The organism is Vibrio sp. E150_011 (assembly GCF_053544015.1).
Genome location: NZ_JBHFOL010000004.1, coordinates 115,774 through 140,051, shown reverse-complemented (window position 1 = coordinate 140,051; position 24,278 = coordinate 115,774). Strand labels below are relative to the sequence as shown.

Annotated in this window: 23 protein-coding genes, 1 pseudogene and 1 riboswitch; of the genes and pseudogenes, 9 read left to right on the top strand and 15 right to left on the bottom strand. The window is 45.4% G+C overall.

Annotated features, from left to right (window positions below):
- Positions 1-132: 132 nt before the first annotated feature.
- The gene (locus ACE1OE_RS08935) at positions 133-1,458 is read right to left on the bottom strand and encodes an ABC1 kinase family protein (protein WP_449210778.1); all 1,326 of its coding nucleotides are present in this window, start codon (positions 1,456-1,458) and stop codon (positions 133-135) included.
- A gap of 228 nt (positions 1,459-1,686) precedes the next feature.
- Between ACE1OE_RS08935 and ppnP the strand changes: the two genes are divergently transcribed.
- Positions 1,687-1,968 carry a pyrimidine/purine nucleoside phosphorylase gene (ppnP, locus tag ACE1OE_RS08930; RefSeq protein ID WP_449210777.1) on the top strand — a complete coding sequence of 94 codons (282 nt, stop codon included), beginning with the start codon at positions 1,687-1,689 and terminating at the stop codon, positions 1,966-1,968.
- Positions 1,969-2,208: 240 nt separating this feature from the next.
- Here ppnP and ACE1OE_RS08925 read toward each other — a convergent pair whose 3' ends face one another.
- Positions 2,209-3,057 carry a pirin family protein gene (locus ACE1OE_RS08925; protein ID WP_449210776.1) on the bottom strand — a complete coding sequence of 283 codons (849 nt, stop codon included), beginning with the start codon at positions 3,055-3,057 and terminating at the stop codon, positions 2,209-2,211.
- A 217-nt stretch (positions 3,058-3,274) separates the two neighbouring features.
- Positions 3,275-3,374: riboswitch (purine riboswitch) on the top strand.
- 306 nt (positions 3,375-3,680) lie between these two features.
- Here ACE1OE_RS08925 and ACE1OE_RS08920 point away from each other — a divergent pair.
- Together ACE1OE_RS08920 and mepA are read left to right on the top strand one after the other, a co-directional pair.
- Positions 3,681-4,688, top strand: coding sequence for an adenosine deaminase (locus ACE1OE_RS08920; RefSeq protein WP_449210775.1), 1,008 nt, complete (start codon positions 3,681-3,683; stop codon positions 4,686-4,688).
- Between the two features lie 641 nt (positions 4,689-5,329).
- Positions 5,330-6,178 (top strand): penicillin-insensitive murein endopeptidase, encoded by an 849-nt coding sequence (gene mepA, locus ACE1OE_RS08915; protein WP_449210774.1) that lies wholly within the window; start codon positions 5,330-5,332, stop codon positions 6,176-6,178.
- 123 nt (positions 6,179-6,301) lie between these two features.
- On the opposite strand, the gene ACE1OE_RS08910 is transcribed toward mepA, so the two are convergent.
- From ACE1OE_RS08910 to ACE1OE_RS08890, 5 genes are all read right to left on the bottom strand, one after another.
- Positions 6,302-6,646, bottom strand: a complete 345-nt coding sequence (locus tag ACE1OE_RS08910) for a helix-turn-helix domain-containing protein (protein ID WP_102468140.1) — start codon at positions 6,644-6,646, stop codon at positions 6,302-6,304.
- A 263-nt stretch (positions 6,647-6,909) separates the two neighbouring features.
- Complete coding sequence (locus ACE1OE_RS08905; protein WP_449210773.1) at positions 6,910-9,783, bottom strand: FAD-binding and (Fe-S)-binding domain-containing protein; 2,874 nt, start codon at positions 9,781-9,783, stop codon at positions 6,910-6,912.
- 46 nt (positions 9,784-9,829) lie between these two features.
- Entirely contained in the window at positions 9,830-10,498 is a 669-nt protein-coding gene (locus ACE1OE_RS08900) for a LutC/YkgG family protein (protein ID WP_449210772.1), read from the bottom strand.
- A 10-nt stretch (positions 10,499-10,508) separates the two neighbouring features.
- A complete protein-coding gene (locus ACE1OE_RS08895; protein ID WP_449210771.1) occupies positions 10,509-11,948 on the bottom strand; it encodes a LutB/LldF family L-lactate oxidation iron-sulfur protein in 1,440 nt (479 codons plus the stop codon).
- Entirely contained in the window at positions 11,945-12,703 is a 759-nt protein-coding gene (locus tag ACE1OE_RS08890) for a (Fe-S)-binding protein (RefSeq protein ID WP_102467962.1), read from the bottom strand. Before ACE1OE_RS08890 ends, ACE1OE_RS08895 begins: the two co-directional genes overlap by 4 nt.
- Before the next feature lie 333 nt (positions 12,704-13,036).
- Between ACE1OE_RS08890 and ACE1OE_RS08885 the strand changes: the two genes are divergently transcribed.
- Positions 13,037-13,936 (top strand): LysR family transcriptional regulator, encoded by a 900-nt coding sequence (locus ACE1OE_RS08885; protein WP_102468139.1) that lies wholly within the window; start codon positions 13,037-13,039, stop codon positions 13,934-13,936.
- 79 nt (positions 13,937-14,015) lie between these two features.
- On the opposite strand, the gene ACE1OE_RS08880 is transcribed toward ACE1OE_RS08885, so the two are convergent.
- Complete coding sequence (locus ACE1OE_RS08880; protein WP_449210770.1) at positions 14,016-14,618, bottom strand: hypothetical protein; 603 nt, start codon at positions 14,616-14,618, stop codon at positions 14,016-14,018.
- Positions 14,619-14,662: 44 nt separating this feature from the next.
- On the opposite strand from ACE1OE_RS08880, the gene ACE1OE_RS08875 reads away from it, so the two are divergent.
- The gene (locus ACE1OE_RS08875; protein ID WP_102467960.1) at positions 14,663-14,974 is read left to right on the top strand and encodes a DUF1496 domain-containing protein; all 312 of its coding nucleotides are present in this window, start codon (positions 14,663-14,665) and stop codon (positions 14,972-14,974) included.
- Between the two features lie 81 nt (positions 14,975-15,055).
- Here ACE1OE_RS08875 and ACE1OE_RS08870 read toward each other — a convergent pair whose 3' ends face one another.
- Complete coding sequence (locus ACE1OE_RS08870) at positions 15,056-15,355, bottom strand: YfcZ/YiiS family protein (RefSeq protein ID WP_102467959.1); 300 nt, start codon at positions 15,353-15,355, stop codon at positions 15,056-15,058.
- A gap of 498 nt (positions 15,356-15,853) precedes the next feature.
- On the opposite strand from ACE1OE_RS08870, the gene ACE1OE_RS08865 reads away from it, so the two are divergent.
- A complete protein-coding gene (locus ACE1OE_RS08865; RefSeq protein ID WP_102467958.1) occupies positions 15,854-16,315 on the top strand; it encodes a TetR family transcriptional regulator in 462 nt (153 codons plus the stop codon).
- Between the two features lie 117 nt (positions 16,316-16,432).
- Here ACE1OE_RS08865 and ACE1OE_RS08860 read toward each other — a convergent pair whose 3' ends face one another.
- The 6 genes from ACE1OE_RS08860 to ACE1OE_RS08835 form a co-directional block, all read right to left on the bottom strand.
- Entirely contained in the window at positions 16,433-17,224 is a 792-nt protein-coding gene (locus tag ACE1OE_RS08860; RefSeq protein WP_449210912.1) for a heme ABC transporter ATP-binding protein, read from the bottom strand.
- A 74-nt stretch (positions 17,225-17,298) separates the two neighbouring features.
- Positions 17,299-18,333, bottom strand: coding sequence for a FecCD family ABC transporter permease (locus tag ACE1OE_RS08855; protein ID WP_372062370.1), 1,035 nt, complete (start codon positions 18,331-18,333; stop codon positions 17,299-17,301).
- A gap of 141 nt (positions 18,334-18,474) precedes the next feature.
- The gene (locus ACE1OE_RS08850; protein WP_372062400.1) at positions 18,475-19,377 is read right to left on the bottom strand and encodes a heme/hemin ABC transporter substrate-binding protein; all 903 of its coding nucleotides are present in this window, start codon (positions 19,375-19,377) and stop codon (positions 18,475-18,477) included.
- A gap of 77 nt (positions 19,378-19,454) precedes the next feature.
- On the bottom strand, positions 19,455-19,871 hold the full coding sequence (locus ACE1OE_RS08845; RefSeq protein ID WP_102467957.1) for an ExbD/TolR family protein: 417 nt from the start codon (positions 19,869-19,871) through the stop codon (positions 19,455-19,457).
- On the bottom strand, positions 19,868-20,563 hold the full coding sequence (locus tag ACE1OE_RS08840; protein ID WP_102467956.1) for a MotA/TolQ/ExbB proton channel family protein: 696 nt from the start codon (positions 20,561-20,563) through the stop codon (positions 19,868-19,870). Before ACE1OE_RS08840 ends, ACE1OE_RS08845 begins: the two co-directional genes overlap by 4 nt.
- A gap of 2 nt (positions 20,564-20,565) precedes the next feature.
- On the bottom strand, positions 20,566-21,273 hold the full coding sequence (locus ACE1OE_RS08835; RefSeq protein WP_449210911.1) for an energy transducer TonB: 708 nt from the start codon (positions 21,271-21,273) through the stop codon (positions 20,566-20,568).
- Positions 21,274-21,532: 259 nt separating this feature from the next.
- Here ACE1OE_RS08835 and hutW point away from each other — a divergent pair.
- From hutW to hutZ, 3 genes and pseudogenes are all read left to right on the top strand, one after another.
- Positions 21,533-22,850: pseudogene (hutW, locus tag ACE1OE_RS08830) on the top strand (heme anaerobic degradation radical SAM methyltransferase ChuW/HutW); the annotation flags it as partial.
- A 121-nt stretch (positions 22,851-22,971) separates the two neighbouring features.
- Entirely contained in the window at positions 22,972-23,478 is a 507-nt protein-coding gene (gene hutX / locus ACE1OE_RS08825) for a heme utilization cystosolic carrier protein HutX (RefSeq protein WP_102467953.1), read from the top strand.
- A gap of 130 nt (positions 23,479-23,608) precedes the next feature.
- Entirely contained in the window at positions 23,609-24,151 is a 543-nt protein-coding gene (gene hutZ, locus ACE1OE_RS08820; RefSeq protein ID WP_102467952.1) for a heme utilization protein HutZ, read from the top strand.
- Positions 24,152-24,278: the final 127 nt, after the last annotated feature.

Sequence of the window (24,278 nt, the reverse complement as noted above, 5' to 3'; positions counted from 1 at the left end):
GACCATCTGGGCGCATACTTGAGCTTACGTTGCTTTGTTTATTTGCTGTAGCCTTGGGTTGTAACAGTTTGTGGTTTGCGATCTCAAACGTTCACCGTCGCATTTATAGAGCCTGTTAATACAAGGTTTATGTTAACTAATAGCAACGTTTTGTTGATAGGGCTGAAACAGCTGATTCACGTTAACGCTAGCGTTTAGCCTTGCAGCTAATAGATATAAACCACCAATTTTTCTGTGTAAAAATAAAGCGTCAGCAGGGGGCGTGTGCCAATAGTCTTTTTCCATACTCAACACGGTACCTGCATCGCTGAGGCGCTGAGCTAGGTTACTGCTGCCAAAGTTATAATGCCCAGCTTGTTTTAGCGGTTCACAGGCAAGCCTAACTAAATCGAAAATGGCGGCTTTTTGGTCAGGAAGAATGTCTTGGTTAAAGAAACCGATTTGAGTCAGTGCGTGGCCTAGTGCGTCATCATCATCGTTAAGGATGGCTGAAAATGCGAGCTGGTAACCTTGGCTTATTTGCTCGTTGTAGCTGCGTGTCGCACCGAAGTCGAGTAGCACCACTTTCTTCTCCGCAGCGTTATAAAGAAAATTGGCGAAGTTTGGGTCCGTTTGCACCAACTTAAACTCAAATATTTCTTTAAACAACAAACTCAGTAGCAAGTGAACCACACGATTTCGTGTTTCTTGATCGGCATTAATTAGGGATTCAATAGGGTCACCAGACACATAAGTCATGGCAAGAACACTGTCAGTGGTGATGTCGGGAATGACCATTGGCAGAATAAAATCATCACTGCCGTCTAAATGAGTGCGATAGCGATTGAGCAGGGATGCCTCAAGCAAGTAGTCGGCCTCCGCATGAAGCTGCAGCTTTGCCTCTTCTAGCAACCCTTGGTAATTAACACCCTTAGGGATTAATCCAACGACATTAAGTAGCGTCCCAACGTTATCCACATCGCTATCGATGCTTGTTTTTATACCGGGATACTGAACCTTAATGGCAAGTTTGGTGCCCTCTTCAGAGTGAGCTTGATGGACTTGGCCAATAGAGGCACTGGCAATAGGTTTAAAATTGAATTCGATAAAGTGGCTTTTCCAACCAGAGCCGAGTTCTTGGCTCATGACATTCGCGAGCTGTTTTGAAGGCATCGGTGACCCGTCGGAGCGCAGCCTAGCGAGGATCTGTGCAAGTTCGGGGCTGATGAGATCGCCTGCGTCCATGGACATGAGTTGACCCACCTTCATTGCTGCGCCTCGTAAATGCGCAAGTTGGTCGGCAACGCGTTTGACATTGTTAGGCGTGAGCAGCAGGTCTTTCTTGGTGGGGCGTTTACCCTGTGCGAATTGCTTGGCACCTTCTGTCACCATCGCACCTGTAACTCGGGTCGCCAAAGAGGCAAGCTTGCCAAATCGAGTTAGGCGACTAGTTGGAACCTTACTTTCGTTGTAGGCCATAGGATTACTCCGATATCGAAATCAGTCATTAAGTGATGCAATATGAGAAGTGATGGTCGTGAACACGACGTGTGAGATACCACAATATCAACTTCCAGCGGGCTGTTGCGTTAAACGTATCTATAATCTTATACCGATTGAGCGCCACAATTGATCAATGACTTGTTTTACGTCAAATAGTGCGGTAAAACCATGTTTTTACGTTACATAATTGATCAAGGAAGTCCCATGATAAAAGAAAATACCTATTTTGATGGTGGAGTGAAGTCCCTCGGTTTTACCCAAGCTGATGGTGACAGCAGTGTCGGGGTTATGGTTGCTGGTGCCTATACATTTGGTACGGGCGCACCAGAAAAAATGAGTGTGATTAAAGGTGCTTTGACGATCAAGCGCACCACTGATGCAGTTTGGGTAACGTTTAGCGCTGGTGAAAGCTTTGATGTTGAGGGTGATTCAAGCTTTGACGTACAAGTTGACACGCCAACTGCATACCTGTGTGAATATTTATAGATTTTGCTGTGAGCATGATTTAAGCACTAAGGCCTTGTGAGAATGGACTTCGAGCACTGTGCTAAGTGAAAATAACACATCGACAAATTCGTCGATGCGTGACACAAAGGCAGTGGATAAGGTGTCTAAGTGAACCGTTCGATTGAGAACGGTTTTGTTTTTTTAACGCAATGTTCGGTACTTGCTTGCAAGTGAATGGACTGCAAGTGAACGGGTTGTAAACAACTGAGAAACAATGGATTAGTAGGTTTCAAAGACGCCAGAGTTATAGTCTTCAATGGCTTGCTGAATTTCTTTGGTACTGTTCATCACAAACGGGCCATAGTGAACAATCGGTTCATTGATAGGTTCTCCTGCAAAAACCAATACCCTTGCATCATCGAGCGCTTCTAATGCCAATACCTCTCCCATAGACAACAGCGCCAATTCTCCTTGTTTTATTGTTTGACCCGCGATAACACTATTTCCGTGGTATGAGTACACCATGACATTGTAATGTTCGGGTACGGTTAAATGCGTCTGCTGGCCTGGTTTTGCGTGCCAATCTGCGACGGTTAAAGGGACACCTGTTTTGTGTAAAGGGCCACTGACTGCGATGTCATTGACGCGAATGTCTCCGGCGATGACTCGCAATAATCCCACCTGTTCATCGTTGAATTCAGTGATCGTCTCTGGTTGAAAGTCATGGTATTGCGCCGCGAGCATTTTATTTTTTGCTGGTTGGTTTATCCAAATCTGGAAGCCATGTAAGGCGCCTTCCTCCATGACTGGCATCTCGCTATGGATTACGCCTCGACCTGCGGCCATCCATTGTGCGCCTCCAGAGCGAAGTTCCCCTACATTGCCCATGTGGTCACGGTGCTGAAAGTGTCCTTGTCGCATGTAAGTCAACGTTTCGATACCGCGGTGAGGATGAGGTGGAAAGCCTCCAATGTAGTCTTTCTTGTCGTCTGAGCGAAGCTCATCGACCATGAGAAAAGGCGAGAAAGCCGGGTTGTCAAATCCATGAACGCGACGAATTTTCACACCATCGCCATCGGATGTGGCGTGGGATGGAACGATTTGTTGAACGCTTCTGTGTATGGTCATAATACGTATCCTTGGCAGCGTCATACGCATAAACATGCTTCATGCGATATCCGCTCGATATAGGTTGCCTCATACTATAAAGCTCAGTGGAAAGGGGTTGCAGGCGTAACAAGCGATGAAGTCGTTCGAAGAATTTGAATGATGGGTGAGTGGTGTTAATACGAGGTGGTTTTTACGGTGCAGGCTGGCTCAGTATGGTATTTGTTGTTGAGCTGAGTATAATGGCAACCGTTTGCTTCGTATAACCCCAATAATATGGTTTGGGGGTCTCTACCAGTACCCGAATAGTGCTGATTACGAAGAGTTAAGATCACAGTTGTGCGCTGACTCTTTGTATTGGTAATGAATTTGGTATTGCTCTTCAAGTCTCTACACGATTATTGTTTTTGTTGAAACTGTTTGTCTAAAAGCGGTTCGTTTGAAAACAATGCCTATGAAAATAGTGTGTATGAAAACAAGGCGCGCGAAATCATTGATGATGAATCAAGGGCAAGAATAGCCCCATGATTCGCCTTCAACGGGTTTATGGCACCCATGTTGAGACCAAAGGCTTTCGAAAAAGTCACGAATTCCTCCCATACTAAGACTAAGTGCACCCACAATATGAACGATTAAGGTGGAATATGAACGCATTTATTCAAGGTCTTCCCAAGGTAGAGCTACATTTACATATCGAAGGCTCACTCGAGCCTGAATTGTTGTTTGAGCTGGCTCAGCGCAACAATATTGATTTACCTTACTCGTCTCCAGAGGCGCTCCGTACCGCCTATGAATTTGACGATCTACAGTCGTTTTTGGATATTTATTATCAAGGCGCGAATGCACTCATTACGGAACAGGACTTCTACGATCTAACATGGGCCTACTTGTTACGTTGTCAGACGGATAATGTGATACACACTGAGATATTTTTCGACCCACAAACGCATACTGAACGCGGTATTGCGTTTGAGACGGTGATTAATGGTATCGACCGAGCGCTGCAAGATGGTAAACAGAAATTGTCGATTTCATCTCACCTCATCATGTGTTTTCTACGTCACTTGCCCGAATCATCGGCCATTGATACTTTGCAATTGGCCTTGCCCTACAAAAACAAAATTATCGCCGTAGGGCTGGATTCATCAGAAGACGGTCATCCTCCGGAAAAATTTAAGCAGGTTTTTTTGCAAGCGAGAAACGAAGGGTTTTTAACAGTAGCCCATGCCGGTGAAGAAGGACCAGCACAGAATATTGTCGACGCTATTGAATTATTAGGGGTGAGCCGTGTAGACCATGGCGTACGCTGCATTGACGACCCTGCCTTAATCCAACAACTTATCGCGACTAAGATACCGCTGACGGTCTGCCCATTATCGAATATCAAGCTGCGAGTTTTTGATACGATGTCTGAGCATAACATTGTCGAGTTATTACGAAAGGGCGTATCGGTGACGATTAACTCTGATGACCCAGCGTATTTTGGTGGTTACATGAATGACAATTTTTATGCCGTCAGTATGGCTCATGACATGACAAAACAAGAGCTAGCTCAGTTCACGTTGAACGCGATCGAGGCGAGTTTTATCGGTGAACCACTTAAACAGGCTTATCAAAAACAAGTTCAAGATTACCTAGCGCAAGGGGAGTGATGTGGGCATCCGACGACGAGTGGGTGGTGTTGGTTGGTTCCAAGCGCGCTTGAGGATAAATCCACTATAATGATGAAGTCGTCATCCCTGAAGGTGGCAGCCTCTAAAAAAGGAATGACGACTTTTCGTTGATCAAGTCTATGCCTAGACATGAGCAACGAGTATGACGTTCGAAAGGTGGGTGATTCAATTTGTTCGTACTGTTTCCTGTGTTTTTTATTAGTAACTGTGAAAAACGTCAAATTTGATATGTCAGCTTAACGTATTAGGTCTTAAATACGCATTAGCACTTAGATACGAATTAGTGCTTAGATACGCATTAGCACTTAAATTAAATATGCCCTCATTCTTAAACCCACATTAGACCTTCAACACAGATAGTGAACCTTACGCTGCTCGCTTTTTGCTTTTTTCATCTCCTCAGCAAGTGTCAAATCAGAGAATTGTCTCAACAAATCACAAAAATTGGCTTCTAGGCACTATGCTAGGTAGAGGATGGCAAAGTTGCTAGATACAAAGAAGAGACTACTGATGGAGGCGTTAGCGTCGTCGAGTTGGGCGTTAAAGATGCCCGATCTTACATCAATTGGCTAAACATAAAATGTTGAACGCAAGACACTTGATGAGCTTGAGGAGTTGATATGAAAAAATATGGAGCCTTGCTCTGTTTATTTGTTCCTATGTTGTCATGGTCAATGAACCGCGCTTGGGAAGAAGTTACCGTACCGAGTGAAGGTGAATCTAACTCAATAGGTAGCTATGCGAATGGCTGCCTTGCTGGTGGAGCGGAGCTTGCTCCGACGGGAACAGGGTACCAAGTTATACGCACGCAGCGAAATCGCTATTATGGGCATGTCGACATGATCGACTATCTAACATCGCTGGCCATCCAAGTCGACGGACTCGGGATCGGGCGGATTTTAGTCGGAGATATTGCGATGCCACGTGGCGGTCGATTTGCCTCTGGGCATGCAAGCCATCAGACGGGGTTAGATGCAGATATCTGGTTACGCCTACCTGATGAGCCTTTGAGCCCAGAGCAGCTGTCTACTCCTAAGGCGTATTCGGTTGTTGACCTTAAAAGTTATCAAATTGAAAAAGAAAAATGGACAGACAGCCATGCATTGCTGATCCAGACAGCAGCAGTCGATGACCGTGTGGCTCGGATTTTTGTGCATCCAGTCATAAAGCAACAATTGTGCGACACCGAATGGACTGACCGAGACTGGTTACGAAAAGTACGTCCATGGTGGGGACACTATTCTCATTTTCATGTACGTCTGCATTGCCCTGAAGGCGACACTCAGTGCGTAGCACAATCACCACCGCCAAAAGGTGATGGATGCGGCTCTGAACTGGCCTCATGGAAGCCTAATCCCTACGTTGCACCTAAGCCAAAAGCGAAGGTAGCAAAGACGCTAGAGACCCCGAAAAAGAAACCGGCCAAACCCAAATACAGCGAATGCGTTGCGTTATTGAATCAACAATAACGCCGCGAGTGCACTGGATTATCCGGTTCGTTGGAACGACACCTAGAACCGTGAAACGGGTGACTTTGTTCACTCTGTAGTAGCGGGTCATGTCAACAAGTCTAACCGGTTGACTAAGCGCGGTTACTGAACGCGATACTCGATGGTGACCTGATTGCCATCAATGTGTACATTGGTAATGTCACCATCGATGGTTAGCTTGGTATTAAAGAGGCGTTGATCGACAGCCATGATATGCGACGAGCCTTTTAATGACGGCAGATGATGATTGGGGTTGATATGCAAAAGTTTGCAAAATCGTTCGATAAAGGGCGCATCCAAAGGGTGCTGGCCATTCAAACGATTTGATAGCTCAACCTGACTGATACTTAAGCGTTTAGCGACTTCCATCTGAGTGATATGCATCTTTGCTTTCTGTGACATCCAGACCTCATAGAGCGCGTCTGTATCTTGTTGTGTATAGTTCATCATGTGTTTAACCCCTGCGATTATCAAGAAGATGTAAGCCTCTTCATTTATTGCGCCGTATTCAACAGCAAACGACTTCCTCTGTTGTCAGTGTAGAGAAAGGCAGGTAAGGGCCATGTAGTGCTAATGACAATTTATCGCAAATTCACGCTAACTTGAGATGCTCTCCTCAATTAGTGGCGCGTATTATATGCGCCTAAAACCATGCCTTACTAAGGCATGGTTTGTATTGAATTTGTGGTATGAGACGCGATACATACGGCTTAGCTTGGGCTGGATACCTCGTCAACTAAATACAGAATGGACTGATAGGGTATACCGCTGTGGTGGGCTAATCCTATCTCACAGGTGATGCTGTTACTAAACCCGCGCTGGCAATTAGATGGCACCTGTGATTTTAACGGCGCAACGGCCGCTTGGTTCAATTCTGGTGTTGTGAACCCTTTGTCACCGGCCCAGCCGCAACATTGAATATGTTCTGGAACAATGACGGAGTCGGCGCACTGCTTAGCAAGAGCAAGCATGGTCTGTTCTAGGCCCATTCGACGTGAGCTGCAGGTAATATGCAACATGACGGGTTCGTTGATAGGTGATAAAGATAAATGATCTAAAAGGTAGCGACTGACAAAACCAACGGGTTCACTAATGTCGAGTGGTTTGGAAAAATGCTCAATACTGCGTTTTGCGCAAGGACTGGTATCCATCAAAACCGGGTAGCGACCTTGTTGACTGGCGTGCCAAAGTACATCTTCAAGTTCGGATGCCTTTTTTGTGGCTATCTCAATCATCCCCTTACTGTCGTAGGGCATACCACAGCATTGGTCGGCAAGCTCTGGCGGGATGATTACCTCATATCCGGCCTTGCTTATTAGTGACAGCGTCACCTCTGTAAGAGGGCGCTGATCGAATGCATTGGGTTGTGCTGACATATTGCGGCTTGCACAAGAAGGAAGGTAAACCACTTTTTTATCCGACTTCGTATGCGAGTTGAGTTGATATGAGGTGGTTGCCGCGCGATTAAAACGTTTACCGTTTGGGGTTTCAGCTAACCAAACTGGTGTGCGTTGCTTGGTCACGGCTCGTAATCCATCGGATAGTTTTTCAACCCGTTCACCACCGAGTATATTCTTGGCGACCGCGCCACTTTTTAACCCGAAGCGCGCAATGGAAGCTGTGGTTGAGAAATGCTCGGCTGTCCATTTGGCAACGGGTTGGAAATTTTTGTATTGAGCAGAACGAAGCTTTTTAACCAGATCACCAGTGTTGATACCAACCGGACATCGGTCCGCGCACAAGCCAGTAGCGGCGCATGTGTCCAGCCCTTGATATTCAAAGACCGACTTTAGCTCGTCAGTACTCATTGTCGACGCGACGTTATCGATAGATGCGCGTTCTCTGCGCTGTATTTCACGGTATAAGACAATACGCTGACGTGGGGAAAGGGTCAGTGTCCGTGATGGGCAAACGGGTTCGCAAAAACCGCATTCAATGCAACGATCAATCAGATCATCGGCAGCTGGCATTGGCTTTAGATTTTCGATGTGAGAATTTGGGTTATCGTTAATAATCACCCCTGGGTTGAGCAAGCGATCAGGATCAAATAGCGCTTTAATTTTTTGCATTAATGCGTACCCGTCATGACCCCACTCAAGTTCGACATAAGGTGCCATGTTACGACCGGTGCCATGCTCGGCTTTCAAAGAACCTTGGTATTTGACGGCAACGAGTTCGGCTACGTCATCCATGAATTGACCGTAGCGACTCACCTCGTCTTGGCTATCAAACCCTTGGGTAAAAACAAAATGCAGATTTCCTTCTAACGCGTGCCCAAAAATAATGGCCTCGCTATATTGGTAGCGGTCAAATAGCGCTTGGAGATCGCGAACCCCAGCTGCGAGGTTTTCAACAGGGAACGCGACATCTTCAATAATGACGGTCGTACCGACTTCTCGTACCGCGCCGACTGCGGGAAACATGCCTTTTCTGATCCCCCAGAGCGTGGATACGGTGGCTGGATCTGTGGTGAAAGGTACCGACTCGATAATTGAGAAATCGGATAGCGAATCCATCACGATGCTGGTGGATTGATCCAGTGAATGTTGGCAAGAGGCATGAACCTCGACAAGCAGCGCGGCGGCTTCAATATCTAAATGTTGGATAAAATCAGGCATGCCAGGTTTGTCGGCAACGGATCGGAGTGATCGACCATCCATCATTTCAACAGCGGCAACTGGCGTTTCTGTAAGCTTGGTCACCGCTTGACTGGCTTCTTCTATGGTAGAGAAAGTGAGCAACGTTGAGGATTTGAATTCATGTTCAACAACGGTGTGGTAGGTGATATCGGCAATAAAACCGAGAGTTCCTTCGGATCCGATCATTAGGTGCTCAAGGATTTCGATGGGATCGGTGAAATCGACTAAGGCATTTAGGGCATAACCTGTGGTGTTTTTTAAGCGATATTTATGCGTAATCTTTTGGGATAAGGTGGAATCAGCTTGCGTCGCTTGCGCCAGTTGCATGAGCCCCGCGAGAATATCAGGCCGAGCGTGCTTAAAGGCCTCAATACTGTCATTATCAGCGGTATTGAGCGTTGTTCCATCGGCGAAAACAATCGTCATACTATCGACGGTTTTGTAAGAGTTCTGCGCTGTCCCACAGCACATTCCACTCGCGTTATTCGCGGCGATCCCCCCGATCTTACAGGTATTAATCGATGCTGGATCGGGGCCAATTTTTCTTTTGTAGGGTAACAAATATCGGTTGGCATCCGCGCCAATTACCCCCGGTTGTAGGCGTATTTTATGTCCATTGTCCAAGATATCGTGATCACGCCAGTCATCGGTTAGTGTAATGAGGACGGAGTTAGAGACGGCTTGACCAGATAAACTGGTACCCGCTGCTCGAAAGGTAAAATGCACACCAAGGAGTGCGCATTGTTGAATGGTAAAGATGACCTCTTCTAAGCTGTTGAGACGCAGTACAATTCTTGGCACCAGGCGATAAAAACTGGCGTCAGTACCGTAAGCTAAGCGTTCAGGTTCACCGCTAATAATGCGCTCTGATGATATGCGTGTCGCAAGCGTGTGTTGCAGTTTCTCATAGCATTCAATGCTTGGGCTTTTTTCAGTGTGAGTCATTGATCGTGTCCTTACGGTTCATTCGTGACCGTCTATTCAATACGGTTTATTCATCTTCCAGAAAAATAACGATGAGTTGGCTGGGGCCATGTGCACCATAGGCCAGCGTTTGTTGGATATCGGCCGTCTTTGATGGGCCAGAAATTAACAACGCGTTGGTTGGCATGTAATGACTCCATTCTCCTTTTGCTATCGCTTGCGGGAAATTAGCGAATAATGCTGATTTTTTTATCACGGCAATGTGGCATGGTGGGATCAGCGAGAGTGTTCTTGGTTCATGCTCGGTTGGCCATAAGATTAAGGCACCAGTATCAGCAATTCCACCGAATGTGTGTGTGATACCCGCGTCAATTTGGTCAAAAAGTTTGCTTTTCCATTCTTCGATCTTGTCAGAAAACTCAGTGACTTGAATTTGAGAGGTGGCGTCATGGAACGCCTCTATATATTCGCCAGCTGTGCCAATAGCGACGTTATTCAGCTGATACTCTTCAACTGTTTGGCGCAGCGTTGCGACAAGAGAAGCACGCGTTGTGATTTTTACATCAGTATGGTTGGCGGTCATCATGCCAATAAAGCGCTCGGTGTAATCGTCCGGCGTTAGGTTAGGGTCACTTCCCCAAGGCAAATAAGCGCCGTTGTGCGGCGATGAATTCGAGCTGCGGGGTGCATTTTTGAGGCGGTCGAGGATGCGTTCTTTGGTTTGTCGAGTGTTCATAACTGTCGCCTCAATGTGATGATTTATCGGACTTAAGCCTGCGCGACTTAAGTTGTTGATGTAAGGTTTGAGCGGCTGGTTTTGGACTCGTGCGGCATTGGGTCCATGCTCCGAGTTTGTTTGGCACCATATGTTGAAGCTTGGTGGCGAGATAGGTCGCCGAATGATAGAGGCTTGGTGAAGATGCCGCGACCGCAAAGCTCTTCATTAACGCGGCTTCAAGTACACTGTGCGCTGAATTTTGCCCATTTAAAGGTGCGTTGCCATCGCTGGTGGGTTGCTTCGCTTCTTTTCTTAATCGTAACAGCATCTCTGGGATTGGTATTTTAACCGGGCATACCTCACCACAAGCGCCGCAGAGACTGGAGGCGGTCACGAGGTCCTTCGTTTTATCTAAGCCGAGTAGATGTGGAGAAATAATCTTTCCAATGGGGCCTGGGTAAACGGTGCCATAAGCGTGCCCGCCGATTTTTGTATAGACCGGGCAGTGATTCATGCACGCGCCACAACGGATACATTGTAGTGTCTTACGAAGTTCTTCATCTTGGTATGCCTGACTGCGTCCGTTGTCGAGCAGTACTAGGTGGACTTCTTCAGGGCCATCTTTCTCGCCCGGTTTTCTAGGTGAGCTGATCATATTAAAATAGGTCGTGATCGCTTGGCCTGTGGCACTGCGTGTGAGTGCACTGTATAACGGAGGCACATCTGATAAGAACTCCACCACTTTCTCTATGCCAGTAATCGCGATATGGACATTAGGCACAGTGGTCGACATTCGCCCGTTGCCCTCGTTTTCGACCAAGCAAAGTGTCCCAGTCTCTGCGACAGCAAAGTTCACACCGGATAAGCCAATATCGGCTTCAAAGAATTTTTTCCTGAGCCTTGTGCGGCCTGTTTGAATAAGGCTGTCCACATCATCTGTCGGCGTGAAGTTATCCAAGTGTGCCTCGAAGGTGTCGCTGACCTCTTGTTTATTTTTGTGAATCGCCGGCATGATGATATGTGAGGGTTTATCGCCATCAAGTTGAACGATGTATTCACCCATGTCGCTCTCTAAGCAGCTAATACCGAGTTTTTCCATCGCATGGTTCATCTCAATCTCTTCACTGACCATCGACTTGCCTTTGATGATCTGTTTCGCATTATGCTGTTTTGCAATACTTGCGATGAGTGCGTTAGCTTGAGCTGGTGTGTCGGCCCAATGCACTTGAATGCCGTTTCTATAACAGTTGAACTCAAGTTGCTCGAGTAACTCAGGGAGCTTACTTAGGCAACGTTGACGGATGGATTCGGCAATGTCTCGAATACGTGCTTCTTCTTGTGGATCGTTAAAGGCTGCTTGCCGCTTCTCTCGTAAGTAATCCATCGCGCCACGAAAATTAGCACGCAATTGCGTATCAGCAAGGGCGTCTTTGGCCTGCTGGTGAAAGTGCTGTGGGTTTTGGCTCATGAGTCTCTCTCCTGCGTGCGTTCTAATAAGAAAGAAGCAAGGTGACGCCCTTTAATTGGTTTATTTTGGTATTCAAAGGCGCCATTGATGTTGAGCAGGCAACCCCAATCTGCGCTGACGAATGTCTCGGATTGTGTATTTTCAATGTGGCGAGTTTTGTCCTCTACCATGGCTTGAGAAATGTCGGGGTGCCGGACTGAAAAGCTGCCACCAAAACCACAGCATTCACTTTCGTAATCTTGTTGCCGTAATTCCACCTGTGATAACTGGCTCAATAATTGTGTGGCGGTGACATGCACGTTCATCTCTCTTCGTGCTGCACAAGAGGTATGCATAACGACGGAGGTTGCCTGTCCGGTATCTGTGAGCTTGACGCGGCATACATTGACCAAAAACTCGGTCAGTTCGAACACCCGCTCACAAAATGTGTTTACGCGTTGCTCACTAACATCTCCGCGAAAGAGCCGTGAATAATGGTGATGCATCATACCCCCACAAGATCCCGATAAGACAATCACGGGGATATTGTCAGGGAACAGATCCATTTGACTTTGAGCAACACGCTTGGCTTCCTTTTCGTAGCCAGAGGTATAGGCAGGTTGTCCACAGCACGTTTGCTTTTCAATAAAGATGACGTCGATATTTTGCTGTTCAAGCAACGTAATGGCGTCAAGTCCAGCGTCTGGGTCAAAGATGTCGACAAGACAAGTCGCATAGAAATACACTTTTGTCGGCTTTGGTGGATAAATGCGCATGGTAATAGCTCCAGCTTCACTGCCTATTTCGATAGGCTTATTTTGTTATAGACCATAGTTAACGTTATGAAAAATAAACAGACCTAACGTATTTAAACAACATGCCCCGTCAGCGTAAACCGTACCGGAACACGGTGCCAATGGGGTGAGTTTCACTGCTCGATAGCCCGTTTCAGTTCTTCTATCGTCCAAATCGCTTGTTCATGTTCGAGTTGCCTTCATCAGTAAGTAGGCTTGTAATGAATTTGTTAGCGTTGTGTGAACTTAACGCTTCCCTTTTTATGAATACAGAGAAATAATGAAAATGATTATTTCCAAAAATGACATAATATGATGCGCGCAGATGATTTAATTTTGTTTTATCAAGTAGTCGAAGCAGGGGCGTTTAGCCGTGTTGCAGAACAAAATAACCTTACAAATTCAGTGGTTAGCAAAAGAATCGCTCGGTTGGAAGATGAGTTAGGTGTTCAGCTATTATATCGAACAACACGTAAATTAACGCTGACTGAAGCAGGCAAGGCAGTGCTCCTTAGTGCTAAAAATGTGAAGCATGCGACGATGGAGGCCGTGGCAGCCGTATCGGGCTTTGGTGAAAATGTCAGTGGTCATATTAAAATGTCGGTACCGACTATTTCTGGCGATCTGATTTTGGCTGATGCAGTGGCTGAATTTTGTAATATGCATCCAGGCTTAAGTGTTGATATGTCACTAGACAACCGATTTGTTGACCTTGTTGATGGCGGATATGACCTAGTCATCCGAACAGGGTATCTAGAAGACTCTAGCCTCATTGCTCGCCATATCCTCGACTCTCAATGGGTGGTGTGCGCCTCTCCTTCTTACATTGCCAAGAATGGCAAGCCGCTCAAGCCCAATGATTTAACCGACCACAACTGCCTGCAATATGCCTACCAAACAACAGGCGCATCAGACTGGGAGTTTAAGGGACGTGAGGGTAACGATATCGTTAAGGTCTCGGGGTCGTTCTCGACGGACAATGCGGGTGCATTACGAAAAGCGGCTCTTGGAGGACATGGTATCGCTTATGTACCGCGATGTTTGGTCTATCATGATGTTCGAAATGGACAGTTAGTCGATATATTTCCTGAGCAAGTGGGGAAAAAGCTGGGTATTTATGCGGTCTACCCTTTTACACGCCAACCGCCAAACAAGGTACGCTTGTTAATCGAGCATATTAGAACGCGATATCTTACCATTTCTCATTACTTTTAATGGCTATGATAAGCAAGGACAACGGCACTGATATGTAGGTTATCTGACATAGTAGATAACGTTTTACACAAGCTATCAGTTATCGCGCGACTGCTCCCCCAAGATTCAGAGTCGTTGGCCACTCGGTGATGATATTACCACCAAGAAAAATGTTGCCATCTACGGTCAGTGTTTCAGGCAAGGTGGTGATGTTTGAGCCACCAATGAATAAACTGCCTTTCACAATGAGATGGTTTGGCAGCGTATCGATTGGCGCTCTCATCACACTGAGATCGCCATTGACGATCATACCCTCAGGTAGCTTTACGACTGGTGTGTCGGTTAAATTGATATACCCTCCTGGTGTCACGGCTTCTGGCCAGGCCGTTAGTTGGCTGCCGAGTAGATTAGCGTAACCTGTGATTTTCGTTCCTCTTGGAATGAATGCCACTAAACTATTTGATGCGTCTAGGCTACCTTGGATGTCAATATTGTTTGGCAATGCTTCGATAGGCGTTTTAGCAATATTGAGGTTACCTTTAACGACGAGTCCTTCCGGTAATGCTGTATAGGGTTTATTGCGAAGATCGAGATTGCCATAATTATCAAGGTGGTTGAGAATTTTGTAGTGATCTAATGCCGTAGCACTGAGATTGCCGGTTGAGGCAAAAAACGTCGCAATAAGTAACCAAATACGAATCATAGAAAGTCGAACCAATAAACAACGCAGAATACAGGTAGTGTGCAATGAATAATCAACGAAAACAATGGAAAACATGGAGCCTAGTTTCGAAGACGGGTTTAATTTTGTTGCTGGGAACCGCGATCCCTTTTTCTGCAGTTCAAGCCAAGGTGATTAGCACACCAGGTGTTGATGTTGGTGCGGCTGTCTTGCTCTCGGATGCAAAAATTGGCAAGCGTGTCTGCTACTACAGTGATAAGGCGTTTTCACTGGGCTCAGTGATTAGTGTAGAAGGGGTGGTTTTACAATGTGTTGCTGAGCAAGACTTTGAGATGAATGGCGAGTTAAAATGGGTGCGTTTAAAAAGCGAGCCATAAGGCTCGCTTCACTTATTATGTGCGAATCTCACTCCAGTGCGAACCATCGCTGATGCGCTTTGGTGGTCAACGCAATGAACTTTAGCGTGAAAGCGTGCGTGTTTTTAATTCAAAAATTAGCTTTTCGGCGCTGACTTCAAATTTAAATCGAGCGTGTAGCTCTTTAGCATCATCTGCGAGAGGTGCGATGTCACATTGAACCTCGCTCGATACTGACTTTGCAAGGTCTACATATTTTTGGATTTCAAGCTCAAGCTGGGCTTTTGAATCAGAAAAAAGCTGTACTTCCGCAACATCGTCGCCTTCTTTGATGATGAATCCCATCTCACCAGAAACGCCGCAGGCTTCGCACACTTCTTCTTCTTTGTATGTATTTGACATGATAATACCTCTTACTAGTTATAAGGCTATTCTATCGCTGTGAATTTAAGGTAGCCAGAAAAAATTGTTTGAATTTATGAAAGCTATGTATGACGAGATATAAGCTTTTACAGGGGATTGACTCAAATCGTGGCGCCTTCGATACACTATGTTGCATAATGCATGTGAATGCTTGTCAATAGTATCTATTATTTAATTATGCAAGCTCGCCAGGGATAATGTGACAAAAGTCTCAAAAACAAGACCGGTGTGCTAGTGAGAGAGTACACAATTATCTTTACTGAACCGAGAAGTGTTAGACTTTATAAGTCATATATTCATTTATAATATTTCAATTGTGTGCATATCTACATATAACATTTAAATGCAAACTCTGATGCCGTAAATAGGGTTTTAATAAATATTCATGTTTTTTTGTTAGGTAATTTTTGCGAGTACTGCTTTAATTATGGTATAGCATACAGTCAACGCACCATAGCGATAAGAGAAGAGCATCAAATGCCAAAGCGTAGTAAAGAAGATACTGAAATCACTATTCAGAAGATTATGGAAGCGGTTGTCGACCAAATTATCCGTTTGGGTTACGACAAGATGTCTTACACTACTTTGAGCCAACAGACAGGTGTTTCAAGAACAGGGATCAGTCATCATTTCCCTAAGAAAACCGATTTTACCGCCGCATTAGATGGGCGTATTTTTAAGATGTTCATTGAGCATTTAGAGTTTGAAGGTGGACTAGATAGCTTTATAAACAGTTGGTTAGCAGCTTTAAAAAATGAAGAGTTTTTGGCCATTTTGAAACTGCTTTTCCATCATATTGTCACCTCAGAAAATGCTCATGAATTTGCATCTAAAGGTATCGACCGTTTGTATAAATTGGTTGAAACTCAATATGGTCCAGGAAGTGAGAAAGAATTAGAGTGGTTACTTGGCCGTTCGTTGATTCAACTATCTAAGTGATATTTAGTTAATTAGTCATCTAAAAATACCGCGCCGAGAAAGGTCGCGGTATTTTTTTACTCTCTGTTATATTATCAGCGGTTAAATTTATTTAATTGATATGTATTTGTCTGATAATTAACTGGCAAGGACCACAGGGAAACCATTATTTGGGTGTTTGGTTATTATTGACTGATAGCCATAAACGTCCTTAATCATTTTACTTGTAATGGCTTCCCAAGGTGTCCCATCAGCGACGATTTTTTGATTGTTTAGTACAATAATTCTATCTGAATATTGAGACGCTAAATTAAGATCATGAAGAACAACGACCACCGCTGTATTATGTTTGTCTGCCATCTCACGCGCCATCGACAATGTATTGTGCTGGTGGGCTAAGTCGAGCGCTGAGGTGGGTTCATCGAGCATCAAGATACGTTTCTCATTAGCATGGTGAAGCTGGCAGAGTACCCTTGCAAAATGAACGCGTTGTTTCTCCCCCCCCGATAACGTTGGGTACTGACGAGCGCCTAAATGGGATATATCGACTTTTTCCATGTATTGCTGTGCAATGGCTTTGATTTCTTTGTTCGGGAGGTTTAACGGTATCGCACCAAGCTCAACCACTTCTGAGGCAAGAAATGGAAAGCTTAGGGTGCTGTGTTGCGCTAACAGCCCTAAGTGTTTTGCTAGGGCAGACTTTTTCCAGTTATTTCGTGTTTTGCCAAAATAGTTCACATCCGCATTGGCTTCAATTTCACCACTGAGGACTTTTAATAGTGTGCTTTTCCCTGCACCGTTGGGACCAAGTAATGCCGTGACCTCACCTGATTTCAAGTGAACCGAGATCCCATCTAGTATCATACGTTGCCCAAAGTGCACGCAGATGTTTTCTGCCGAGATAGCGGCCGATTGGGTGTTCTGGCTCATTGGTATGGCAGCGGTATGGGGGGGCTTTGAGGCGTCTACACGATCTTCTAGCGAGCGGCCTGTGTTTGTTAGCATCATAATATTTTCCCTTTTTGTTGGAAGAGTAAATAGAGGAAAAATGGGGCGCCAACCATTGCTGTGACGATGCCGACAGGGAGTTCTGCCGGCGCAACTGCCACTCTGGCAATCATGTCTGCAGCCGTCATTAGAAGTGCGCCGAGTAAAGCTGAAACAGGCAGCAGCGTACGATGGTCTGGACCAATTAGCATTCGACCTAAATGTGGGATAACTAGACCAATGAACCCAATCGGCCCAGAAACACTAACGGTCACTCCAACCCCCGCCGCTGTGAGTAGAATAAGCTGACGTTTAAGGCGTTGAACCGGGATACCTAAATGCGTTGCCTCAGATTCTCCCAGAAGCAGTGCATTCAGTGCCATCGCTTTTCGAGAAAAAAGAAAAAACAGCACTAAAAGTGTGGCGAGAGAAAGTAAGATTTTCCCCCAAGTTGCGCCAGCAAGTGAACCCATCGACCATAATGACAAGTCTCGCAACATCTGATCATCGGCTAGAAAATTAAGATACCCAATGCCTGCGCCAGCAAGCGCGCTTATCGCGACGCCGGCGAGTAACATAATGGTGACTGATGTGCCAAATTTACCAGACCCGAGCTTGTACACTAATATGGTGGTCAATGCGCCGCCCAAGAAAGCAAAAATGGGGACGATAGCAAGGTTCATGAACGCAGGGAATTGTATCCCTAATAATGAGAAACTGACGATGGCAATTGCTCCGCCCAGAGAAGCGCCGGCTGACACACCAATAATGCCGGGCTCTGCAAGCGGGTTTCGAAACAACCCCTGCATCACAGTACCGCAAAGTGCGAGAATGGCACCAACAAGCATGCATAACAAAGTACGTGGCAATCGAATATCATTGACGACCAAGGTGACATGAGGGGCAAGTTGGTCAGAATTTGCCGTTAAAGCGAGGAGGCTGTCAAAGAACGTGATGTTCATGGGGCCGACTGTGATCGAATAGATCGCAGCCACGCTTAATAAAGCTGTGAAGCCAAAAAATAAGAATGATGACGGTAAATGTCTAAGCATAAATTCAACACGGTTCATTGGAAATGGGGGTAACTCGTTTGTTAACTTGATCAGCAAACGAGCTAAGCTGTGATATTTGAGTCCAATACTTGGGGGACGGTCAGTTATTTTTCTATCCTTTTTTATGAGGTCGACCGTCGGTTATTGTGCGTATAACAATTGATTAATACGTTCGGCCTCCGACAGGCTTTTTAACCCTAGCCCGCCGACAAGAGCGTGGCCATCGATCGTGATAAATTGCTTGTTCTGTCCTGCTGGCGTGGCAGAGAGTAAAGGCAATGCTTTCAATAAAGCATCACTGCCACCCATTTTTTTGTAGCTTCTTCCACTCACTAAAATTACGTCTGGTTGCATTTCAATGATGGCTTCGTTTGACAGAGGTTTATAGGCGTTAAGCTGTTTTGCCGCAGGGTTGATTCCGCCCGCAAGATCAATAATGGCATCTGGTGTAGTGCCACTTCCCGCGACGTTAGCTGGCCTGCCTTCATGGATTAATAGGAATAGAACTTTTTTCTTAGCTGACTCGGTCGAGGGTTGGTTAGCGGTAAGCGAATGCAGTTGTTCGTTGATGTTGGCGTTAAGCGCTGCAACGTTATCTTCTTTATTAGTCAATGCGGCTATTTGTTCAATACGGTGCTTCAATCCTGAGACCGTTGGAGATGAATCAACCACCTCCACCTGAACACCCGCCTGTTTTAGTTGGGTAAGCGCAGGCTTAGGGCCCATTTCATCCGAACCAATGATGATGCTTGGCTCCAAAGCGAGTAGGCCTTCAGCAGATAGAGCTCGATGATAGCCGACCTTAGGGAGCGAACTGCCTTTAGGGGCGACGCTTGTGACATCCACACCGACGAGTTGATTATCTGCGCCGAGGGCTATTAATAACTCCGTGACCGATGCACCAGCGCTGACAATTTTTGTTGTTTCTGACATTGAATGGGTGGTATTGCTGGTTTGTGCGTATGCGTGAAACGTTACTAAAGATGTAATAGAGGTAAGCAATACCGTTTTGCGTAGCGTATGCAGCACACTTTGAAGGTTCATAGTTTTTAAGTCCGTGGTTTTTAAGTCCATAGTTGGTAGATCCATAGTCGGTCGATTCCTAATTAATTTTTGGCTTATTAGTTAACGGCTTCTTCCGTCAGTAACTGTGTGGCGGGTATACCGTTGTCTTGCATGAAGGCCAGCAACTTAACTAGGTGTTGTACTTCGGCGGCTTTATCTGCCGCAATAATAATGGGACGATTGGTGGATTTCGCCTCTTCTAACAGTGCGACTTTGAAGTTATCCCAATCAATATATTCCTTTGAGTTAAGTGCCCAATAGGGTGAGCTGGTTAATATATTGACCGTTAGGGATTCAGTTTCAACGGCGGACACTAAATTTGAATCCGTCGCGGGCAGAGCGACATCTAAACTCTCGAGTCGAACCGAAGCGGTTAACATCAAAAACACCATGACAATAAATATGATGTCCAGCAACGGCGTAAGGTCTGGATAGAGTGGTGCGTTTTTGGATGGTTCGCTGATCTTTATCATCGTGCTTCCATGATCGGCAGTTTATCGATGTTTTGGGTATGTAATGGTTCTTTGTCAGAATGCGGCATCTCTACACCTTCTAGCCAAAGATTGACGTAATTAAGCGTATGTTCCAGTTTAGCGACGACTCTTTCCGCCCATAAACCGATTAACTGTGCTCCAGCAATTGCGGGCAGCGCAATAATTAGCCCTGCGGCAGTCGTGCGCATAGCCAACCCTAAACCTTGCGCAAGGTCGTTCGGAGTCACATTGCCTGATGCTGCCGCAATCCCTTTAAACATATCGATCAGCCCCAACACCGTACCCAATAAACCAATCAGCGGGCTGATGACACCAATTAAAGACAGCAGTTTTAATCCAGAATGCAGTTGGTGACGTTTGGCTTGCAGCCAAATACTGGCCGCATCTTCGCGCAGAGATTTAGCAAATGAATGATGAGCGAGCAGCATGGCGACACCTCGATAAAGGAGTGGTCGCTTATCCGACAGTGTTGAAGCGAGTTGCTCAATGTCTTTTGCGTTAGTGGGTGACACTTGATTCAAGTGTTGGCGGATTGCACGCTTGCCAACACCGGTACTGATAGCGATCTGAAATAATCGTTCAATAATAATCATTGCAGTAAGTGCTGAGCACATGAGCAATGGCCATGTCATAAGGCCGAGTTGCTGTTGTAGAGAGTCTAAATGTTCCATGATTAATCCAATTTAAAACGAACAGGAATTTGAATTCGGTGTGCAACGGCAACGCCTTTGACGGTGTATGCAGTAAACTGCCATTGCTTGATCGCGTCGAGAGCGGTTTTATCCAAAATGGTGGCACCAGATGATGTCACAAGGACTTGTTTTGTTTGGTTCCCCGATTCATCTAACCAAATCTCATAAGTAGCAGTGCCTTCAATACCACGCTTTCTCGCAATCCTTGGATAGCGAGGCTGGACGGGTGTGGTTGAAAAAGAAGGCGTTTCTAACAATATTGGTTCACTGCTTACCCCTTTATTAACGATGGCAGCTTGTGCATTTACAGGAGGAGAATCGGTTTCACTCGCCGTTTTGGTCAGGTCGTTAATAGACTTGGTTTTATTTTCTTTGGGTGTATTGTCAGGTAATTCTTGTTGCTTTTTCTTAACTTGAGCATTTTTCTTATGCAGATCGCGCTCAGTTTTAACTACTTTTTTCGGCGGTTTAGACGTGACTTTCTTTTTCTTTAGTGGTGCAGGCTTTGGTTCAGCAGTTTGCGAACTCGCTGATTCTGTAGTCACTTTTTTAGGTTCAGTATTATTCTGTTTAGGTGGCTCTGAAGCGGCCTGTGCAGGTGCTGATTGAGCGACAAAATTCAAAGAAACGGAGGAGGATTGGCTTCCAGAAGGCATCGCAAAGACCTTCTGTTCATTGTCGACCAACATGAAACTAAGATGTATCGCAACAGATAACCCTCCTGCAACGGCATACCTTTTAATGTTCACATTTTACCTCTGTTCATTGTGAGTCTCTGTCTATATGACGTGGTGGGCTATAACGCCCATTGGTTTTTAAAAGCCAATTATGTATCACAATGAAAATAAGATCAATTATCAATTGCATTATCATTTGCATCAAATTATGATCATGAAAATGTTGTAATGAGTACTGCCGTACAGGGCTGAGCTCTGTCAGAGAATAGCTATGAATATTGATTTAACTCGCTTAAACAGCTCACACTTTGGTGTGGCTTCACCGGATCCATTACGTTTTGCATTTACTCAAAAAACCTCTCCTCACGCTGGAGGTATGGGAATGCCAGTATCATCAGAGCGTCGAGAATCCTTATTTCGAGATCTGACGAACCAACCTTCATCACGCTCCAAGAAACGATGTCTTTATATACATATCCCATTTTGTCGAGTGCGATGTACGTTTTGTAATTTCTTTCAAAATGCCGCCAGTCGCCAGTTAGTGGATGATTACTTCGCAGCATTGTTACAAGACATTGAGGCCAAATCTCGACTACCGTGGACGCAATCCGGACTTTTTCATGCTGTTTATATTGGCGGTGGTACGCCAACTGATTTGTCTCCTGATCAGATAGAAAAATTAGGCCAGGCGATCAAGCGTTCTTTTCCACTGGCAACTGACTGCGAAATGACGCTAGAAGGGCGGACTAATCGTTTTACGGATGAGATGTTTGATAAAGCCTTAGACGGGGGATTCAACCGTTTTTCATTTGGTGTACAGAGCTTTAATACCAAGGTAAGACGAAGTGCTAAGCGCTTGGATGACAGAGAAGTGGTGCTTGATCGTGTCTCAGCATTAAGTGCGAGAGACGAAGCCCCTATTGTTATCGACTTACTTTATGGCTTGCCTTATCAAACGTTAGAGGTTTTCGCTCAAGACTTAGAGGACTTTAAGTCATCGGGTGCACATGGCATTGATCTATACCAACTCGTAATTGGTGGTAATGCACCCATGCTGAACTTGGTTGAGAAAGGGCGTATTGACCCGCCCGCTACTTCAGCAGAAAAAGCCAGCATGTATGAACTTGGCGTTAAATTCATGGATGAGCACTTTATCAAGCAGTTAAGCGTCAATCACTGGGCAAGAGACAACAGAGAGCGCAGTCAATACAACAGCGTCGCAAAAACGTATGCGGAAGTATTGCCAATAGGCTGTGGTGCCGGTGGCAATATTGGTGGCTATGGCATGATGAATCATCGCTCATTGGACGCGTATATGTCAGCAATGCGTTCTGGCAATAGCCCCATCGCGATGATGACGAAACAGCACGACCTCGAACCGGTATTTGCGAGCCTGAAAGCCGGGTTTGATAGTGGTGTGGTTCGCAGGAGCGAACTAAATACCATCGGGAAATACGACACTTTTACGGCGCTAACGCCACTATTCAAGGTTTGGCAGCAAAACGGTCTTGTGGAATTAAAAGACGATTATTTGGTCTTAACGTTAGCAGGAAGTTTTTGGGCGGTGACTTTGGCTCAGGGCGCGATCACGGCGTTGTCGACTCAAGACAATACACAATCGACGGCGCACTCAAACTCAGCGTCTCATTCTCATCATCAATCGAGTACGCAATCAAAACTCGCTGGATAACGAAAAATATAGGAATTGAAATGACAGCAACATTAAACCAACAAGTTGAGGCAATTTTAGCGGATGAACCAGCACTTCTTCCTGCCGCCATCGCCCTGCAGCTAGAAGTCAGTGAATGTGACGTGGTTTGCGCCTTCCCTGCAGACATGGTTGCGATATCTGATGGCAGCATGGCTCAAGAGATCTTGGAATCATTGACAACGTGGGGGCCTGTAACCACGATCGTACACTCATTTGGTTCTATCTTTGAGGTTAAAGCGCCTTTCCCTAAAGGAAAAGTGGCACGTGGCTATTACAACTTAATGGGCAAGGAAGGCGAATTGCATGGCCACCTTAAGCTCGACTTAATCGTCAAAGTGGCCTTGGTTAGTAAACCATTTATGGGTAACGAGAGTCATTACTTTGGCTTTTTTGACGAACAGGGCAATAACGTTTTCAAAATCTATCTAGGCCGAGACAAAAAACGCCAATTATTGTCAGACCAAGTGATACGTTTCAAAGAGATGCAGAACATGATTCGAGGCTAATGTAACGAATTTAAGGTGACGCGTCGGATGCAGGTTAGCCGAGTTCGACGCTAAGCTAGCGCGATATTATTATAGATAAAAAGCTCATCAATAAGACCTATTATAAAAATTAAGAAAGTAAGGAAATAAAATGGATAAGCAAGTTAAGCAAGAGCGTTTGCAAGGACGTTTAGGACCTGAGATAAAAGAATTCCGTCAAGGGCGTAAAACCATTCAGCTAGCGACCGTTGATGCGGAAGGTTGTCCTAATGTGAGTTATGCGCCGTTTGTACAAAATCAACAAGGTTACTTTGTGCTGATTTCCCAAATTGCACGTCATGCACGTAATTTACAAGCTAACCCTAATGTGTCTCTGATGATGATCGAAGATGAGTCGGAGAGTAAACAACTATTTGCTCGTAAACGCTTAACGTTTGATGCGATTGCAACGGTAGTGGAAAGAGAAACACCACAATGGCATGCGGTAGTGAATCAAATGCAAGAGCGATTTGGCGAGATTATTGATGGATTAAGCCAGCTACAAGATTTTGTTTTGTTTAACTTAAAAGCAGAGCAAGGGCTCTTTGTAAAAGGCTTTGGTCAAGCTTATCAAGTGTCGGGTGATGATTTAGTGGATTTCGTCCATCTGCAAGAAGGCCATCGTCGTGTCGAGACGGCTGAGAAAGTAGATTGATATCGGCTGAATAATATTACACGCATAAGGGGCTACGATTGTTGCAGAGTGCAGACCCTTATGCGAAGACATCGAGGAACCATGTAGAATCAATAAGTCATCGTGCTGAATTATATTAGCTATGCAT

Excerpts from the sequence above, each read along its gene's own strand:
- ppnP (WP_449210777.1), top strand. The coding sequence starts at position 1,687 with ATGATAAAAGAAAATACCTATTTTGATGGTGGAGTGAAGTCCCTCGGT.
- ACE1OE_RS08860 (WP_449210912.1), bottom strand. The coding sequence starts at position 17,224 with ATGAGCCAGAACACCCAATCGGCCGCTATCTCGGCAGAAAACATCTGC.
- ACE1OE_RS08840 (WP_102467956.1), bottom strand. The coding sequence starts at position 20,563 with ATGGAACATTTAGACTCTCTACAACAGCAACTCGGCCTTATGACATGG.
- ACE1OE_RS08865 (WP_102467958.1), top strand. The coding sequence starts at position 15,854 with ATGCCAAAGCGTAGTAAAGAAGATACTGAAATCACTATTCAGAAGATT.
- hutZ (WP_102467952.1), top strand. The coding sequence starts at position 23,609 with ATGGATAAGCAAGTTAAGCAAGAGCGTTTGCAAGGACGTTTAGGACCT.
- ACE1OE_RS08895 (WP_449210771.1), bottom strand. The coding sequence starts at position 11,948 with ATGAGCCAAAACCCACAGCACTTTCACCAGCAGGCCAAAGACGCCCTT.
- ACE1OE_RS08900 (WP_449210772.1), bottom strand. The coding sequence starts at position 10,498 with ATGAACACTCGACAAACCAAAGAACGCATCCTCGACCGCCTCAAAAAT.
- ACE1OE_RS08870 (WP_102467959.1), bottom strand. The coding sequence starts at position 15,355 with ATGTCAAATACATACAAAGAAGAAGAAGTGTGCGAAGCCTGCGGCGTT.
- ACE1OE_RS08845 (WP_102467957.1), bottom strand. The coding sequence starts at position 19,871 with ATGATAAAGATCAGCGAACCATCCAAAAACGCACCACTCTATCCAGAC.
- ACE1OE_RS08835 (WP_449210911.1), bottom strand. The coding sequence starts at position 21,273 with ATGTTGGTCGACAATGAACAGAAGGTCTTTGCGATGCCTTCTGGAAGC.
- ACE1OE_RS08920 (WP_449210775.1), top strand. The coding sequence starts at position 3,681 with ATGAACGCATTTATTCAAGGTCTTCCCAAGGTAGAGCTACATTTACAT.
- ACE1OE_RS08910 (WP_102468140.1), bottom strand. The coding sequence starts at position 6,646 with ATGAACTATACACAACAAGATACAGACGCGCTCTATGAGGTCTGGATG.
- ACE1OE_RS08880 (WP_449210770.1), bottom strand. The coding sequence starts at position 14,618 with ATGATTCGTATTTGGTTACTTATTGCGACGTTTTTTGCCTCAACCGGC.
- ACE1OE_RS08850 (WP_372062400.1), bottom strand. The coding sequence starts at position 19,377 with ATGAACCTTCAAAGTGTGCTGCATACGCTACGCAAAACGGTATTGCTT.
- ACE1OE_RS08855 (WP_372062370.1), bottom strand. The coding sequence starts at position 18,333 with ATGCTTAGACATTTACCGTCATCATTCTTATTTTTTGGCTTCACAGCT.
- ACE1OE_RS08875 (WP_102467960.1), top strand. The coding sequence starts at position 14,663 with ATGAATAATCAACGAAAACAATGGAAAACATGGAGCCTAGTTTCGAAG.
- ACE1OE_RS08890 (WP_102467962.1), bottom strand. The coding sequence starts at position 12,703 with ATGCGCATTTATCCACCAAAGCCGACAAAAGTGTATTTCTATGCGACT.
- mepA (WP_449210774.1), top strand. The coding sequence starts at position 5,330 with ATGAAAAAATATGGAGCCTTGCTCTGTTTATTTGTTCCTATGTTGTCA.
- ACE1OE_RS08935 (WP_449210778.1), bottom strand. The coding sequence starts at position 1,458 with ATGGCCTACAACGAAAGTAAGGTTCCAACTAGTCGCCTAACTCGATTT.
- ACE1OE_RS08905 (WP_449210773.1), bottom strand. The coding sequence starts at position 9,783 with ATGACTCACACTGAAAAAAGCCCAAGCATTGAATGCTATGAGAAACTG.
- hutX (WP_102467953.1), top strand. The coding sequence starts at position 22,972 with ATGACAGCAACATTAAACCAACAAGTTGAGGCAATTTTAGCGGATGAA.
- ACE1OE_RS08885 (WP_102468139.1), top strand. The coding sequence starts at position 13,037 with ATGCGCGCAGATGATTTAATTTTGTTTTATCAAGTAGTCGAAGCAGGG.
- ACE1OE_RS08925 (WP_449210776.1), bottom strand. The coding sequence starts at position 3,057 with ATGACCATACACAGAAGCGTTCAACAAATCGTTCCATCCCACGCCACA.